We start from the raw sequence: 14,142 nt of genomic DNA, 5'->3' as shown, positions 1-14,142 counted from the left end.
GGACCGTATCTGTCCGCAACCGGGGGTAGCTTGCTGTCCATGGCCTCCCGGACCGCGCATCCCGTACTCGGCACCCGTTCCGTCAACCGTGCCACGCTCGCCCGCCAGTTGCTCCTGAGCCGCGCCGCAACGTCCGCGCAGGACGCCGTCGCGCACCTGCTCGGGCTCCAGGCGCAGAACGTGAAGCCGCCCTACTTCCAGCTGCACGCCCGGCTCGCCGGATTCCGGCCCGCCGAGCTCGCGGAGCTGATGGAGTCCCGGCAGGTGGTCCGGATGGTCACCATGCGGTCCACCATCCACACCCACACCGCGCACGACGCGCTGACCCTGCGGCCGCTGGTCCAGGGCGCCCGGGACCAGGAGGTCAACTACTTCCGCAAGGGCCTCGTCGGAGTGGACCTGGAGCGGCTCGGCGAGCTCGCGCGGGCGTTCGTCGAGGCCGAACCCCGCACGATGGGCGAGATCCGCGAGGAGCTGCTCACGCAGTGGCCGGACGCCGATCCGCAGGCCCTGGCCGTTGCCGCGCGGTGCCGGCTCCCGCTCGTCCAGGTCACGCCCCGGGGGGTGTGGGGACGCAGCGGGCAGGTACGGCTCACCACCGTGGAGCAGTGGCTCGACACGCCCGCTGCACCCGCCGCAGCGGCCCCGCAGGCCGTGGACGACGTCGTACTGCGCTACCTCGGCGCCTTCGGGCCCGCCTCCGTCAAGGACATGCAGGTCTGGGCCGGGCTGACCCGGCTGAAGGAGGCCTTCGAGCGGCTGCGCCCGCAGCTGGCCGTCTTCCGCGACGTGAACGGCGTCGAGCTGTTCGACCTGCCCGACGCGCCCCGGCCCGACGCCGACACGCCGGCACCGCCCCGCTTCCTCCCGGAGTTCGACAACCTGCTGCTCTCCCACGCCGACCGCACCCGCGTGGTCGCCCCCGAGATCAAGGGGCGCACCTGGACCGGGAACCAGTCCCACTGCACCCTCCTCGTCGACGGGTTCCTCGCCGGGCTGTGGCGGCTCGAGGAGGGGACGCTGACCGTCGAGCTCTTCGGGAAGGCGTCGAAGGAGGACAAGGAAGAGATCGTGGCCGAGGGGGAGCGGTTGATCGCCGACATGACGGACCACGGCGGCCGCGCGTCCGTGCGCTTCGGGTCAATCAGCGGCTGACGCCGCTCTGGTGGGGCGTACGACAGGCACGGCACGATGCCTCCCATGACGCACAACAGCCCCGAAAGCCCCGAGAACGCCGGCACCGGCTTCATCAACAGCGACGCCACCGCCGCGTTCCTGGCCGCACGCGACTTCCTGCTCGAACGCCGCGGCGACTACGAAGCCGCCCACGCCGGCTTCACCTGGCCGCGGCCCGAGCGCTTCAACTGGGCCCTGGACTGGTTCGACCGCATCGCCACCGGCAACGCCGCCGACGCCCTGCGCATCGTCGAGGAGGACGGCACCAGCCGGTCCGTCTCCTTCGGGGAGCTGGCCGTACGGTCCGACTCCGCCGCCAACTGGCTGCGCGACCAGGGCGTCGCGGCCGGCGACCGCGTCCTGGTCATGCTCGGCAACCAGCGCGAGCTGTGGGAGGTCATGCTCGGCGCGATGAAGCTGCGCGCCGTCGTCATCCCCGCCACCCCGCTGCTCGGCGCGGCGGACCTGCGCGACCGCATCGAACGCGGCCACGTACGGCACGTCGTCGTGCGCGCCGAGGACGCCGGCAAGTTCGACGAGGTCCCCGGCACCTACACCCGGATCGCCGCCGGAGCGGACGTACCCACCGGCTGGCGCCGGCTCGAGGACATGTACGGGGCCGACGCGCACTTCCGGCCGGACGGCGAGACGCTCTCCACCGACCCGCTGATGCTCTACTTCACCTCCGGGACCACCGCCCGCCCCAAGCTCGTCGAGCACACGCACGCCTCGTACCCCATCGGGCACCTCTCCACCATGTACTGGCTCGGGCTGCGCCCCGGCGACGTGCACCTGAACATCGCCTCGCCCGGCTGGGCCAAGCACGCCTGGTCCAACCTCTTCGCCCCGTGGAACGCCGGCGCCACCGTGTTCGTGCACAACTACACCCGCTTCGACGCCGAGCGGCTGATGGCCGAAATGGACCGGCACGGCGTGACCACCTTCTGCGCCCCGCCCACCGTCTGGCGGATGCTGATCCAGTCCGACCTCACCAAGCTCCGCACCCCTCCGCGCGAGGCCGTCGCCGCGGGCGAGCCGCTCAATCCCGAGGTCATCGAGAAGGTACGCGAGGCCTGGGGCGTCACCATCCGCGACGGTTTCGGCCAGACCGAGACCACCCTGCAGGTCGGCAACTTCCCGGGGGTCCCCGTCAAGCCCGGCTCGATGGGGCGCCCGGCGCCCGGGTACGAGATCGTGCTCCTCGACCCCGTCACCGGCAAGGAGTCCCCCGACGAGGGCGAACTCTGCGTGGACCTGCGCAGCCGGCCCGCCGGGGTGATGACCGGCTACCGGGACGACCCGGAGCGCACCGCCGAGGCCATGGCGGACGGGCTCTACCGCACCGGCGACATCGCCTCGCGCGACGAAGCCGGGTACCTCACCTACGTCGGGCGCTCGGACGACGTCTTCAAGGCCTCCGACTACAAGATCAGCCCGTTCGAGCTGGAGAGCGCCCTGCTCGAGCACGAGGCCGTCGCCGAAGCCGCCGTCGTCCCGGCCCCCGACCCGCTGCGGCTGGCCGTACCGAAGGCGTACATCGCGCTCGCCGCAGGCTGGGAGCCCGGGCCGGAGACCGCACGGGCGCTGTTCGCGCACTCCCGCGCGGTGCTGTCCCCGTACAAGCGGATCCGCCGGATCGAGTTCGCGGAGCTGCCGAAGACCGTGTCGGGCAAGATCCGCCGGGTGGAGCTGCGGGAGCTCACCGCGGCCGGCTCGGGCGCGGAGTACGACGAGGCCGAGCTCGGCTGAGCCCGGCCCTCGTACCGCCGGGGGCGGCCGACCACGGGTCGGGCCGCCCTCCGTACGGTCGGAGCTAGGCCGGCAGCTGCGCCTCGATCGCGGCGATGACCTCGGGGGACTCGGGCTCGGTGCGCGGACGGAAGCGCGCCACGACCTCGCCGGCGGGGGAGATCAGGAACTTCTCGAAGTTCCACTGGATGTCGCCCGTCTCGCCGTCGGCGTCCGGGGTCTTCACCAGCTCCTGGTACAGCGGGTGCCGGTTCTCGCCGTTGACCTCGGTCTTCTCCAGCATCGGGAAGGTCACGCCGAAACCGGCCGCGCAGAAGGTCGCGATGTCCTCGGCGTTGCCGGGCTCCTGTTCGCCGAACTGGTTGCAGGGCACGCCGACGACGGTGAAGCCCTTCTCCTCGTACTTGAACTGCAGCCGGGCCAGTCCCGAGTACTGCGGGGTGAGACCGCACTGCGAAGCGGTGTTCACCAGCAGGATCGCCTTGCCCTTGTGGGCCGCCAGGCTGGTGGGCTCGTCGGACAGGGTGGTCAGCGGGATGTCGTACAGGCTCATCGGGCTCTCCTCGGCAGGGAAAGGGGCAGGCCCGCAGGCAGGCAAGCGGGCACGCACGCAAGCAACCAACGGATACGGATGTGTGTTCCGAGCCTACGTCCTGCCCGTGCAGGGCTGATCGGCAAGCCGCCCCATGCCGGGCCCCTGGCTGGGTACCTGACTGCGGCCCTGACTGCGTCCCTGACTAGGCCCCCGAACCCACCAGCCGGTCCGCCGGGTCGTTGACCGGCTGCGGCATGCCCGTGAGATCCATGACGAAGAGCGGTATCCCGAGGTCGTCCGCGCGCGAGCGGGCGTCCTCCGTATACCCCGCGAGCGCGAAGTAGACGCTGGTCGCGGAGGCCGTCAGGCCGTTCAGCCAGACGCACTCCACGGCCCGCAGTCCGGCCGGAGCGGTGGTCGGGTCCACCTGCGCCACCAGCCCGGGGGCCCGCAGGTCCACGGCCGCGGAGGGGATGGGCCGACCGTCGGGCTGGCGGACGTCCTGGAAGCCGAGCCACCGCAGGTACAGCGCGGCCGCGGTCACCGCGTCCCGGGCGGTACGGATGGTCACCGGGCGGAACGCCGGCCGCGGCACCGGCGCCGCCGAAGGCTGCCCGGGGGCCGGGTCCGACCCGGCCGCCCCGTCGCCCCGGGCCGACCCCTCCCGGCCCGGTGCGCCCGGTGCGCCTGCCGTGCCCGGCCGCCCCGGACCCGCCTCCCGGGCGTCCCCACGTGCGCCGGGCCGCGGAGGCAGCCCGTCCCGCAGGCCGGTCCCGGGCGCGAACCCGCGCCACGGCCCCGTCTCCCTTCCCGTCTCGGGCTCCACCGGGTGCACCGGGATCCGCACCACCGTCCCGCACGAGGCGCATCCCAGCTCGGGATGCGGCCACTCGCTCACCCGCCCGCACGCCGTGCACCGCACCGCCGCCCAGCTCTCCGACCAGGTGCGGTGCGTCAGCGGCACCGGCGGCGCCGCGAGGTCCAGGGGCGGGGTGACCGGGCTTCCGCAGGCGCACGGGAAGACCGGGGCGGCGTAGCCGTTCTCGCGCAGGCACGCCGGGCAGCGCACCGGTACCGCTTCCGCCATGAGTGCTGCGCCCCCTCCGTCGCTGTGCGTAGGTCCATGCTCCACCACCTGCCACCGGCGGGCGGGCCTGCCCTCGATTTTCCCCCGAGATTCGGCCGGGTCCCGGTGGTTCGTACAACTCGCTTGTGCGAGACGCGGCATTTGGTGTGTTCCGGGGTGCGGAAGCTCCTTGACGTGCGGGGACTGGCCGCTTAGCTTGTTCCGTATAGCAGAACAAAACTTCCGGATTGTGGAAACGCCCCCGGGAAACAGTCTGACCGCCAGACCCGCAGGAGAACTCGATGCCTCGTATGACAGCCGCCGCCGCTGCAGTGGAGATCCTCAAGCGCGAGGGCGTTTCGCAAGCGTTCGGCGTGCCCGGCGCTGCGATCAACCCGTTCTACCGCGAGCTCAAGAACGTGGGCGGCATCAACCACACCCTCGCCCGCCACGTCGAGGGCGCCTCGCACATGGCCGAGGGCTACACCCGCACCAACGCGGGCAACATCGGTGTCTGCATCGGTACGTCCGGCCCCGCCGGCACCGACATGATCACCGGCCTGTACTCGGCCATTGCGGACTCCATCCCGATCCTGTGCATCACCGGTCAGGCTCCGGTCGCGAAGCTCCACAAGGAGGACTTCCAGGCCGTCGACATCGCCTCGATCGCCAAGCCGGTCACCAAGGCCGCGACCACGGTCCTCGAGGCCGCGCAGGTCCCCGGCGTCTTCCAGCAGGCGTTCTACCTGATGCGCTCCGGCCGTCCGGGCCCGGTCCTGATCGACCTCCCGATCGACGTCCAGCTGACCGAGATCGAGTTCGACCCCGACCTGTACGAGCCGCTGCCCGTCCACAAGCCGGCCGCCACGCGGAAGCAGGCCGAGAAGGCCCTCCAGTTCCTGCTGGAGTCCGAGCGTCCGCTGATCGTCGCCGGCGGCGGCATCATCAACGCCGACGCCTCCGACCTGCTGGTCGAGTTCGCCGAGCTGACCGGCGTCCCGGTCATCTCCACGCTGATGGGCTGGGGCACCATCCCCGACGACCACGAGCTCGCCGCCGGCATGGTCGGTGTCCAGACCTCGCACCGCTACGGCAACGCGACGTTCCTCGAGTCGGACTTCGTCCTCGGCATCGGCAACCGCTGGGCCAACCGCCACACCGGTTACAACCTGGACGCGTACCTCGGCGACCGCAAGTTCGTCCACGTCGACATCGAGCCCACCCAGCTCGGCAAGATCTTCGCCCCCGACCTCGGCATCGCCTCCGACGCCAAGGCCGCGCTGGAGATTTTCATCGAGGTCGCCAAGGAGCTCAAGGCCGAGGGCAAGCTGCCCGACTTCAGCGCCTGGGTCGCCTCGCACCTGGAGCGCAAGGCCACGCTGCAGCGCCGTACGCACTTCGACAACATCCCCATGAAGCCGCAGCGCGTCTACGAGGAGATGAACAAGGCCTTCGGCCCGGAGACGCGTTACGTCACCACCATCGGCCTTTCCCAGATCGCCGGCGCGCAGATGCTGCACGTCTTCAAGCCGCGCCACTGGATCAACTGCGGCCAGGCCGGCCCGCTCGGCTGGACCATCCCGGCCGCGCTGGGTGTCGCCACCGCCGACCCGCAGACCCCCGTCGTCGCCCTCTCCGGCGACTACGACTTCCAGTTCATGCTGGAGGAGCTGGCGGTCGGCGCGCAGCACAAGATCCCGTACGTCCACGTCCTGGTGAACAACGCCTACCTCGGCCTGATCCGTCAGGCGCAGGGCGGCCTCGGCATCAACTTCGAGGTCAACCTGGAGTTCGAGAACATCAACACCCCGGAGCTGGGTGTCTACGGCGTCGACCACGTCAAGGTCGTCGAGGGTCTCGGCTGCAAGGCGATCCGCGTCACCGACCCGAACGAGCTGGGCGCCGCCTTCGAGGAGGCCAAGAAGCTCGCCGCCGAGTACAGCGTCCCGGTGGTCGTCGAGGCCATCCTGGAGCGCGTCACCAACATCTCGATGAGCAAGACGGTCGACATGAGCGACGTCACCGAGTTCGAGGAGCTCGCGACCGAGCCGGGCCACGCCCCGACCGCGATCCGCCCGCTGGCGGTCTGAGCCCCAGGCCCACAGTAGCGGCTGCACGTTACGGCCCCCGTCCCTCCACGAGGAGGAACGGGGGCCGTTCTGCATGCCCCACGGGGCCGCCCCTGGCCTCCGTACCCTCCGTGCTGCTGCTGCCGCAGGGCTTCGGCATGCCGGCTTTTCCGATGGACGGATCAAGGGCCTCGTGGCGCAGCACGACGCACGACCGGGCAGGGTCCGTGGACGCCGGCCATGCCGGCCATCGTGCTCACATCCGCGAGAACCAGGCCCTGTTCGCCCCGGCGGGCTTGCCCACCTGATCCTCGAAGTCGTCGCGTACGCGGCCGACGAGGCGCAGTGCACCGGCGGGGCGTCGTACGGTCTACGGTCACGCTCCACGGCCGACGGCTCGGTGTCAGTGGCGGACGAGGGCCGGGGCACCGACACCCGGCTCGACGCGCACGGCCGGCCGGTCAGGAAGCCGATCACGGCGACGAAGGACCTCCGGTTCTTCGCTCACCCCGACGGGCAGATCCTGCCCGCCGGACGCCCGCGGCGCGGCATGTCCGTCGTCGCGGCGCTCAGCCGGACCCGCCTCGGACGGACTGGCCGCGCTCACCACGCACTCGCCACGCACCGGCCGTACCTGTCGGTCCCCATCATCGACCACCGGGCATGACAAAGCGCCGAGTCACGGGACCGTCCGTGACTCGGCGCTTTGGGTTTGACCGCCCGACGGTACGAGGCTGGCGCGACAGGACATTCGCATCGCCGGGCGGAGTTGGAGTGGCCTCGGGCAGAGCCCGACGGCCGGAGGCCGGCGCAGCCGGCCCGATGCCCGCGCAGCGGTGCGAGGACGGCGTCCAGAAGAGGACATTCGCATCGCCGGGCGGAGTCGTTGGGGAGGCTGTCCTCATATACAGGGGACCCTGTGCGTGGCCCCTGTGTATGAGGAGTGGCTGGGACCGCGACGGGCGGTGACGAGAGCTTCGGCTTCGTCTCCCTCAGGTCAAGAGACGGGCCTCGGCCCCCATTACCACCGCACTGGCTCACACGCCCGTCGCGGTCCTCGTCCGGCCCTTACCGCGTACCACCCCTCATCCGGGTCCGCGGTTCGGGCTCGGCACCCGGGACCTGACCTCCCGCCAGGTCCCCGGTGCAGCTATGGGCTCAGGCGTCGCGCAGGGCGCGGACGGCCTCCTCGACGCGCTTGCCGTAATCGGCGTCCGCGGCGTGGAAGTGAGCCAGGTTCTTCTCGATGACGTCCTCGAGGGTGACCTGAGACAGGCCGCCGGCGATGTTCGCCACCAGACGCTGCTTCTCGGCCTCCGACATCAGGCGGTAGAGCTCACCGGCCTGGAAGAAGTCGTCGTCCTTGGTGTGGGCCGGGGCCTCGTGGGTGCCCGTGTAGCCGGAGACGGCCTTCGGGGCGCCCAGCGCCAGACCGGTCTCGGCCGGACCCTGGTACGAGTTGGGCTCGTAGTTCTTGTCGTGGCGCGAGCCGTTGCGCAGCGCCATGACGCCGTCGCGGCCGTAGTTCTCGGCCTTCGTCGCCTTCGGGGCGTTGACCGGCAGCAGGGTGTGGTTCACACCGAGGCGGTAGCGCTGGGCGTCGGCGTACGCGAACAGGCGGCCCTGGAGCATCTTGTCCGGCGAGGCGGTGATGCCCGGGACGAAGTTGTTCGGGGAGAACGCAGACTGCTCGACCTCGGCGAAGACGTTGTCCGGGTTGCGGTCGAGGACCAGGCGGCCCACGCGCTGCAGCGGGTAGTCGCTGTGCGGCCACACCTTGGTCAGGTCGAACGGGTTGAAGCGGTACTCCGCGGCCTCGGCGGCCGGCATGATCTGGACGTACAGGGTCCAGCTCGGGTTCACACCGCGCTCGATCGCCTGGAGCAGGTCGGTCTGGTGGCTGTTGCCGTCCTTGCCCGCGAGCTCGGCGGCCTGCTCGGACGACAGGCAGCGGATGCCCTGGTTCGTCTTGAAGTGGTACTTGACGAAGAAGGCCTCGCCCTGCTCGTTCGTCCACTGGTACGTGTGGGAGCCGTAGCCGTTCATGTGCCGGTACGAGGCGGGTATGCCGCGGTCACCCATCAGCCAGGTGATCTGGTGCGTCGCCTCGGGGGCGTGCGCCCAGAAGTCCCAGACGTTGTCCGGCTCCTGCTTGCCCGTGAACGGGTCGCGCTTCTGGGAGTGGATGAAGTCGGGGAACTTGATCGGGTCCTTGATGAAGAACACCGGGGTGTTGTTGCCGACGAGGTCGTAGTTGCCCTCTTCGGTGTAGAACTTCAGCGCGAAGCCGCGCGGGTCGCGGACCGCGTCCGCGCCACCCAGCGAGTCGGCCACGGTGGAGAACCGCAGGAAGGTCTCGGTCTTCTTGCCGACCGTGTTCAGGAACGCGGCGCTGGTGTACGCGGTGACGTCGTCGGTCACCTCGAAGTAGCCGTACGCGGCCGAGCCGCGGGCGTGCACCACGCGCTCCGGGATGCGCTCCCGGTTGAAGCGGGCAAGCTTCTCGAGCAGCTGCTGGTCCTGGATCAGCAGCGGGCCACCGACGCCGGCGGTGGCGGAGTTCTGGTTGTCGGCGACCGGGGCGCCGGACTCGGTCGTCAGCGTGCGCTTCGACATGGTGACCTTCCGTACGGGAACCTGCTGACGGAAAGCGTCTCCCGTCATGCGGAACAGCCTAATTTCAGGCCGAACGCAGCGTCAACAGTTTGTTGAACAAAGATGGAGAGAGGTGATCCGGACGGTGCCGGCGCTTGGGCGCGACAGGACAGGTGTCAGCACCGGCACCATCCGGAAACTCAGGCCCCCCGGAGGGGGAGGAGCGGCGGCCCGGCGAGCGGGCCGCGGGCTCAGATCTGGGCGCCGGAGAGGCGCTCGACCGCACGCAGCAGGGCCGAGTGGTCCAGGCCGCCGTCACCCTGGGCGCGCAGCGAGGCGACCAGCTGGGCGACGACCGCGCCGACCGGGAGGGCCGCACCGACGTTGCGGGCGGCGTCGGTGACGATGCCCATGTCCTTGTGGTGCAGGTCGATGCGGAAGCCGGGCTTGAAGTCGCGGTTCAGGAAGTTGTCCTTCTTGCGGGTCAGGACCGTGGAGCCGGCCAGACCGCCGTTGAGGACGTCCAGGGCGGCCTGGAGGTTCACGCCCGACTTCTCGAGGAAGACCACGGCCTCGGCGCACGCCTGGATGTTCACCGCGACGATGAGCTGGTTGGCGGCCTTCACCGTCTGGCCGGAGCCGTGCGGACCGCACAGGACGATGACCTTGCCGAGCGCCTCGAGGATCGGCAGCGCCGCGTCGAAGTCGGCCTTCTCGCCACCCACCATGATCGACAGGACGGCCTCGATGGCGCCGGCCTCGCCGCCGGACACCGGGGCGTCGATGACGCGGATGCCCTTCTCGGCAGCGTTCTTGGCGAGGTCGATCGAGGTCTGCGGGGTGATCGACGACATGTCGATGATCAGCGCGCCGGACTTCGCGTTCTCGAGGATGCCGTTCTCGCCGTACGAGATGGCCTCGACCTGCGGGGAGGCGGGCACCATCGTGATGATGACGTCGGCGTCCTTGACGGCCTCGGCGATCGAGCCGGCGGCGGTGCCGCCGGCGGCGGCCAGGCGGTCCAGCTTGTCCTGCTCCAGCGTGAAGCCGGTGACCGAGTAGCCGGCCTTCAGGAGGTTCTCGGCCATGGGGGAGCCCATGATGCCGAGCCCGATCCAGGCGATCGACGGGAGCGCAGTGGGGTTGCTCATGATGAGGGTCCTTCTCTTAATGCTTTGTACGAAAAGTGCGTGACGTGCCTGGCTGATCGCCTGGACTTTGTCCGCCTACTGGGCGGCGCGGGCCTCGGCCGGCAGCCACGCGAAGGAAGCGGCGGCGTCGGCGGCCTTGTACTCCAGGCCTACGTAGCCCTCGTATCCGGCCTTCTTCAGCTGGTCGAGCAGCTCCTCGAGGGGCAGCTCGCCGGTGCCGGGGGCACCGCGTCCGGGCTTGTCCGCGATCTGGACGTGCCCGGTCTTGGCGGCGTACTTTTCGATGACCTCGGAGAGGTCCTCATCGTTCATCGCCAGGTGGTACAGGTCGAGCAGGAACTTGGCGTTCCCGAGGCCGGTGGCCTCGTTCACCTTGTCCACTACCTCGATGCCGGCCGGGGCGCTCACCAGCGGGTAGAGCGGCGACTCGGGCTTGTTGAGGGTCTCGATCAGGAGGATCGCGCCGACGCGGTCCGCGGCCCGGGCCGCCACGACCAGGTTCTTCAGGGCGAGCTCGTCCTGGACGGCCGGGTCCACACCCTCGACGCGGTTGCCGTAGAGGGCGTTCAGCGCCTTGCAGCCGACCGAGGCGGCGAAGTCCGCAGCCACGTTGATGTTGGCGTTGAAGCGCTCCGACTCCTCACCGGGAACCGATACCGCACCGCGGTCCGGGCCCGGCAGCTGGCCGGCGTAGAAGTTCAGGCCCACCAGCTGGGTCCCGGCGTCCTCAAGAGCCTTCTTGAGGGCGTCGAGCTCCGCCTGAGCGGGGGTGGGGGTCTCGATCCAGGGCCACCACAGCTCGACCGCCGTGAAGCCCGCCGCGGCGGCAGCCGCGGGACGCTCCAGAAGCGGGAGTTCCGTGAAGAGGATCGAAAGGTTCACATCGAAGCGCTGGTCCGTGTATCCCATGAGGGGTGTGCGCTCCTTCCGTATTGCGGAAGTTAGTTTCTGCTTGATGGAAGACTGCATGGGGCTTGTCGCAGATGTCAAGTGCGAACTGCCGAAAAAAGCCGACTGGGAGGTAGCTTGACCAGCGTGCGATTGAGAGTGGAGTTCACGACCGAGCCCTTCGATCTCGAAGAGGCCCCTGCCCATGCCGTGGCCGCTCGCGAGGTCATCCAGAAGGCCCAGCTGGACGCGGTGGACGTCGGTCCGTTCGGCAATACCGCCGAGGGTGACGCCGACGAGGTGCTGGCCGCGGTGGCCGCGCTGCTGCGCGACTCGCTGGAGTCCGGGGCCACGCGCGTCTCGCTCCAGGTCAACGTGATCGGGGAGGACACCCCATGACCGAGCCCCGCGACCACCCGTTCGTCACCGCGGTCAAGCCGTTGGTCGACGCGATGGGTGGCGAGCTGATGGATCCGGCCCAGGCGCTGCCCGACGATGTCGTGCTCAGCTGGGAGGGTGAGGACCTGCTGGCCGTGCGCCTGCCCCAGTTGTCCGACTCGCTGGACCACATCCTCGCGGCGCTGGAGCGCCGCCACGGCGTACCGTTGTCACAGCTCGACCGGAAGTCCAAGCAGGACATCGTCCGGATACTGGAAGCGCGCGGCGCCTTCTCCGTCCGGCACGGCGTGGAGACGGTCGCGGGCGCCCTGGGCGTAAGCCGCTTCACGGTCTACAACTATCTGAACAGGGAAAACCCCAACAAGAACAGCAAGGCGTGAAGCCTGCTTGACCCGCTGTGACGAGCCGCCGCCCAATTCACCCGGGCGGCGGCTTTTGTGTACGGGAAGTTTCAACAAAGTGTTGACGCCGTGTTGTCGAGGGCGTTAGCTATGCGCAGCCCGTCAAAGCAACAACAGGCCACGGAGGCCTACCGTGACTTCGAGTCCGACCCCGGGTCTCACCCGGTTCAACGCCTTGGACGACAGCGCGGCCACGGCCGAGCTGCACGAGGTGTGCGCCAGTTCGGCATGGGGGAGCAAGCTGCTCGCCCAGCGCCCCTTCGCCACCGCCGACTCCCTGTTCTCCGCGAACGAGGCCGCCATGGCCGAGCTCACCGCCGAGGACCTGGCCGAAGCGATGGCAGGCCACGCGCCGATCGGCCGGCCGAAGCCGGGAGACCCGACCTCCGCCCGCGAGCAGCGCGGCATGGCCGGAGCCTCGGAGGAGCTCAAGAACGAGCTCCTCGAACTGAACCTGGCGTACCAGGAGAAGTTCGGCCACGTCTTCCTCATCTGCGCCACCGGTGCGACCGGTGAGTTCATGCGGGACGCGGTCAAGGTCCGGATCGACAATTCGCCGGAGCAGGAGCGGGAGATCGCCCGCGGCGAGCTCGTGAAGATCAACCGGATCCGTCTGACCCGCCTCGTCGAACTCGCAGAAGAAGGAGCGTGAGCATGAGCACCGCGACCACCGCGTCGGTGTCCACGCACATCCTGGACACCAGCATCGGACGCCCCGCCGAGGGCGTCGCCATCTCCCTGTCCGCCCGTGCCGGGCTGGACGGCGAGTGGGCGGCCCTGGGCGGCTCCGCCACCGATGCGGACGGGCGCTGCAAGGACCTGCCGGCGCTGCCGGAGGGCACCACCCACGTACGTCTCGACTTCGAGACCGAGACGTACTTCGAGAAGAAGCAAGCCGAGGCGCAGCAGGACGCCCCCCGCGTAAGGGACAGCGGTGCGTTCTTCCCCGAGGTCACCATCACCTTCGCGGTGAACCCGGGCGAGCACTACCACGTACCGCTGCTGCTCAACCCGTTCGGCTACTCCGTTTACCGAGGGAGCTAGCATGGCCACGATTCTGGGCCAGAACCAGTACGGCAAGGCAGAGAACCGCGTCGTCAAGATCACGCGGGACGGCGACACCCACCACATCAAGGACCTGAACGTCTCGGTCGCCCTCTCCGGCGACATGGACGACGTCCACTACTCCGGCTCGAACGCCAACGTCCTTCCGACGGACACCACCAAGAACACGGTGTACGCGTTCGCCAAGGAGTACGGCATCGAGTCCGCCGAGCAGTTCGGCATCCACCTGGCGCGCTGGTTCGTGAACAGCCAGGAGCCGATCCAGCGTGCGCGCATCCGGATCGAGGAGTACGCCTGGGACCGGATCGCCACCTCGGACGCCAACTCCAAGTTCATCGGCTCCGACGAGGTGAACCACTCCTTCGTCCGCAAGGGCATGGAGACCCGCGTCACCCAGATCACGTACGACGGCCAGAACTGGGAGGTCATCTCCGGCCTCAAGGACCTGATCGTCATGAACTCCACGAACTCGGAGTTCTGGGGTTACGTGAAGGACAAGTACACGACCCTGCAGGAGGCGTACGACCGCATCCTGGCCACCCAGGTGTCGGGCCGCTGGCGCTTCAACTGGTCGGACGACGAGCAGCGGATGCCCAACTGGGAGAAGTCCTACGCCGAGACCAAGAAGCACATGCTCCAGGCGTTCGCGGAGACCTACTCCCTCTCGCTGCAGCAGACCCTGTACCAGATGGGTTCGCGCATCATCAACCACCGCTCGGAGATCGACGAGGTCCGCTTCTCGCTCCCGAACAAGCACCACTTCCTCGTCGACCTCGAGCCGTTCGGGCTCAAGAACGACAACGAGGTCTACTTCGCCGCGGACCGCCCGTACGGTCTGATCGAGGCCACGATCCTTCGGGACGGCGCTGACGCCCGCATCCCCGTGGACATGACCAACCTCTGACACGGCACGCGCGTCCCGGGGCTCCGCAGTGGCCCCGGGACCGCGCGACACGCTTCAACTTCCTGAATCGGCACCCGGACGCACAACGAGGGACGGCAGTACTGTCAGCTGTCGAGGTCCCCCGCCTCCGGCACTCAAATCCCC

General features: G+C 69.5%; 14 protein-coding genes. 9 read left to right on the top strand and 5 right to left on the bottom strand.

The annotated features are described in order from the left end of the window. Nucleotides 1–39: 39 nt before the first annotated feature. Both AB5J51_RS10400 and AB5J51_RS10395 read left to right on the top strand, forming a co-directional pair. Nucleotides 40–1,155 (top strand): winged helix DNA-binding domain-containing protein, encoded by a 1,116-nt coding sequence (locus AB5J51_RS10400; protein ID WP_369777511.1) that lies wholly within the window; start codon nucleotides 40–42, stop codon nucleotides 1,153–1,155. A 45-nt stretch (nucleotides 1,156–1,200) separates the two neighbouring features. Further along, nucleotides 1,201–2,925: an AMP-binding protein gene (locus AB5J51_RS10395; RefSeq protein WP_369777510.1), complete on the top strand. Its 1,725-nt coding sequence runs from the start codon at nucleotides 1,201–1,203 to the stop codon at nucleotides 2,923–2,925. 64 nt (nucleotides 2,926–2,989) lie between these two features. Here the strand turns inward: AB5J51_RS10395 and AB5J51_RS10390 are convergent, their stop codons facing one another. Then, nucleotides 2,990–3,478 carry a glutathione peroxidase gene (locus tag AB5J51_RS10390; RefSeq protein WP_133896499.1) on the bottom strand — a complete coding sequence of 163 codons (489 nt, stop codon included), beginning with the start codon at nucleotides 3,476–3,478 and terminating at the stop codon, nucleotides 2,990–2,992. Nucleotides 3,479–3,662: 184 nt separating this feature from the next. After that, entirely contained in the window at nucleotides 3,663–4,547 is an 885-nt protein-coding gene (locus tag AB5J51_RS10385; RefSeq protein ID WP_369777509.1) for a hypothetical protein, read from the bottom strand. A 281-nt stretch (nucleotides 4,548–4,828) separates the two neighbouring features. On the opposite strand from AB5J51_RS10385, the gene gcl reads away from it, so the two are divergent. Together gcl and AB5J51_RS10375 are read left to right on the top strand one after the other, a co-directional pair. Then, nucleotides 4,829–6,616 (top strand): glyoxylate carboligase, encoded by a 1,788-nt coding sequence (gene gcl / locus AB5J51_RS10380; protein WP_078987221.1) that lies wholly within the window; start codon nucleotides 4,829–4,831, stop codon nucleotides 6,614–6,616. A 385-nt stretch (nucleotides 6,617–7,001) separates the two neighbouring features. Next, nucleotides 7,002–7,262 (top strand): hypothetical protein, encoded by a 261-nt coding sequence (locus AB5J51_RS10375; protein WP_369777508.1) that lies wholly within the window; start codon nucleotides 7,002–7,004, stop codon nucleotides 7,260–7,262. Nucleotides 7,263–7,753: 491 nt separating this feature from the next. Here AB5J51_RS10375 and AB5J51_RS10370 read toward each other — a convergent pair whose 3' ends face one another. The 3 genes from AB5J51_RS10370 to AB5J51_RS10360 all read right to left on the bottom strand — a co-directional run bounded on the left by AB5J51_RS10370 (nucleotide 7,754) and on the right by AB5J51_RS10360 (nucleotide 11,250). Further along, nucleotides 7,754–9,211, bottom strand: coding sequence for a catalase (locus AB5J51_RS10370; RefSeq protein ID WP_053785700.1), 1,458 nt, complete (start codon nucleotides 9,209–9,211; stop codon nucleotides 7,754–7,756). Nucleotides 9,212–9,441: 230 nt separating this feature from the next. Then, on the bottom strand, nucleotides 9,442–10,341 hold the full coding sequence (locus AB5J51_RS10365) for a 2-hydroxy-3-oxopropionate reductase (RefSeq protein ID WP_369777507.1): 900 nt from the start codon (nucleotides 10,339–10,341) through the stop codon (nucleotides 9,442–9,444). 75 nt (nucleotides 10,342–10,416) lie between these two features. Continuing rightward, nucleotides 10,417–11,250 (bottom strand): TIM barrel protein, encoded by an 834-nt coding sequence (locus AB5J51_RS10360; RefSeq protein ID WP_053785702.1) that lies wholly within the window; start codon nucleotides 11,248–11,250, stop codon nucleotides 10,417–10,419. A gap of 126 nt (nucleotides 11,251–11,376) precedes the next feature. Between AB5J51_RS10360 and AB5J51_RS10355 the strand changes: the two genes are divergently transcribed. From AB5J51_RS10355 to pucL, 5 genes are all read left to right on the top strand, one after another. Beyond that, on the top strand, nucleotides 11,377–11,628 hold the full coding sequence (locus AB5J51_RS10355) for a thiamine-binding protein (RefSeq protein ID WP_053785703.1): 252 nt from the start codon (nucleotides 11,377–11,379) through the stop codon (nucleotides 11,626–11,628). Beyond that, the gene (locus AB5J51_RS10350; RefSeq protein WP_030293103.1) at nucleotides 11,625–12,008 is read left to right on the top strand and encodes a helix-turn-helix domain-containing protein; all 384 of its coding nucleotides are present in this window, start codon (nucleotides 11,625–11,627) and stop codon (nucleotides 12,006–12,008) included. Before AB5J51_RS10355 ends, AB5J51_RS10350 begins: the two co-directional genes overlap by 4 nt. Before the next feature lie 154 nt (nucleotides 12,009–12,162). Continuing rightward, on the top strand, nucleotides 12,163–12,681 hold the full coding sequence (gene uraD, locus AB5J51_RS10345) for a 2-oxo-4-hydroxy-4-carboxy-5-ureidoimidazoline decarboxylase (RefSeq protein WP_053785704.1): 519 nt from the start codon (nucleotides 12,163–12,165) through the stop codon (nucleotides 12,679–12,681). Nucleotides 12,682–12,683: 2 nt separating this feature from the next. Then, complete coding sequence (gene uraH, locus AB5J51_RS10340) at nucleotides 12,684–13,073, top strand: hydroxyisourate hydrolase (RefSeq protein ID WP_053785705.1); 390 nt, start codon at nucleotides 12,684–12,686, stop codon at nucleotides 13,071–13,073. 1 nt (nucleotide 13,074) lies between these two features. Beyond that, nucleotides 13,075–13,998: a factor-independent urate hydroxylase gene (gene pucL / locus AB5J51_RS10335; RefSeq protein ID WP_030293098.1), complete on the top strand. Its 924-nt coding sequence runs from the start codon at nucleotides 13,075–13,077 to the stop codon at nucleotides 13,996–13,998. Nucleotides 13,999–14,142: the final 144 nt, after the last annotated feature.

Origin of the sequence: Streptomyces sp. R33 (assembly GCF_041200175.1) — a bacterium.
Taxonomy (GTDB): domain Bacteria; phylum Actinomycetota; class Actinomycetes; order Streptomycetales; family Streptomycetaceae; genus Streptomyces; species Streptomyces katrae_B.
This window is presented reverse-complemented; position numbering and strand designations above follow the sequence as displayed.

Bases quoted from the DNA above. Each gene is read 5' to 3' on its own strand.
- AB5J51_RS10400 (WP_369777511.1), top strand. From the start codon at position 40: ATGGCCTCCCGGACCGCGCATCCCGTACTCGGCACCCGTTCCGTCAAC.
- AB5J51_RS10395 (WP_369777510.1), top strand. From the start codon at position 1,201: ATGACGCACAACAGCCCCGAAAGCCCCGAGAACGCCGGCACCGGCTTC.
- AB5J51_RS10390 (WP_133896499.1), bottom strand. From the start codon at position 3,478: ATGAGCCTGTACGACATCCCGCTGACCACCCTGTCCGACGAGCCCACC.
- AB5J51_RS10385 (WP_369777509.1), bottom strand. From the start codon at position 4,547: ATGGCGGAAGCGGTACCGGTGCGCTGCCCGGCGTGCCTGCGCGAGAAC.
- gcl (WP_078987221.1), top strand. From the start codon at position 4,829: ATGCCTCGTATGACAGCCGCCGCCGCTGCAGTGGAGATCCTCAAGCGC.
- AB5J51_RS10370 (WP_053785700.1), bottom strand. From the start codon at position 9,211: ATGTCGAAGCGCACGCTGACGACCGAGTCCGGCGCCCCGGTCGCCGAC.
- AB5J51_RS10365 (WP_369777507.1), bottom strand. From the start codon at position 10,341: ATGAGCAACCCCACTGCGCTCCCGTCGATCGCCTGGATCGGGCTCGGC.
- AB5J51_RS10360 (WP_053785702.1), bottom strand. From the start codon at position 11,250: ATGGGATACACGGACCAGCGCTTCGATGTGAACCTTTCGATCCTCTTC.
- AB5J51_RS10350 (WP_030293103.1), top strand. From the start codon at position 11,625: ATGACCGAGCCCCGCGACCACCCGTTCGTCACCGCGGTCAAGCCGTTG.
- uraH (WP_053785705.1), top strand. From the start codon at position 12,684: ATGAGCACCGCGACCACCGCGTCGGTGTCCACGCACATCCTGGACACC.
- pucL (WP_030293098.1), top strand. From the start codon at position 13,075: ATGGCCACGATTCTGGGCCAGAACCAGTACGGCAAGGCAGAGAACCGC.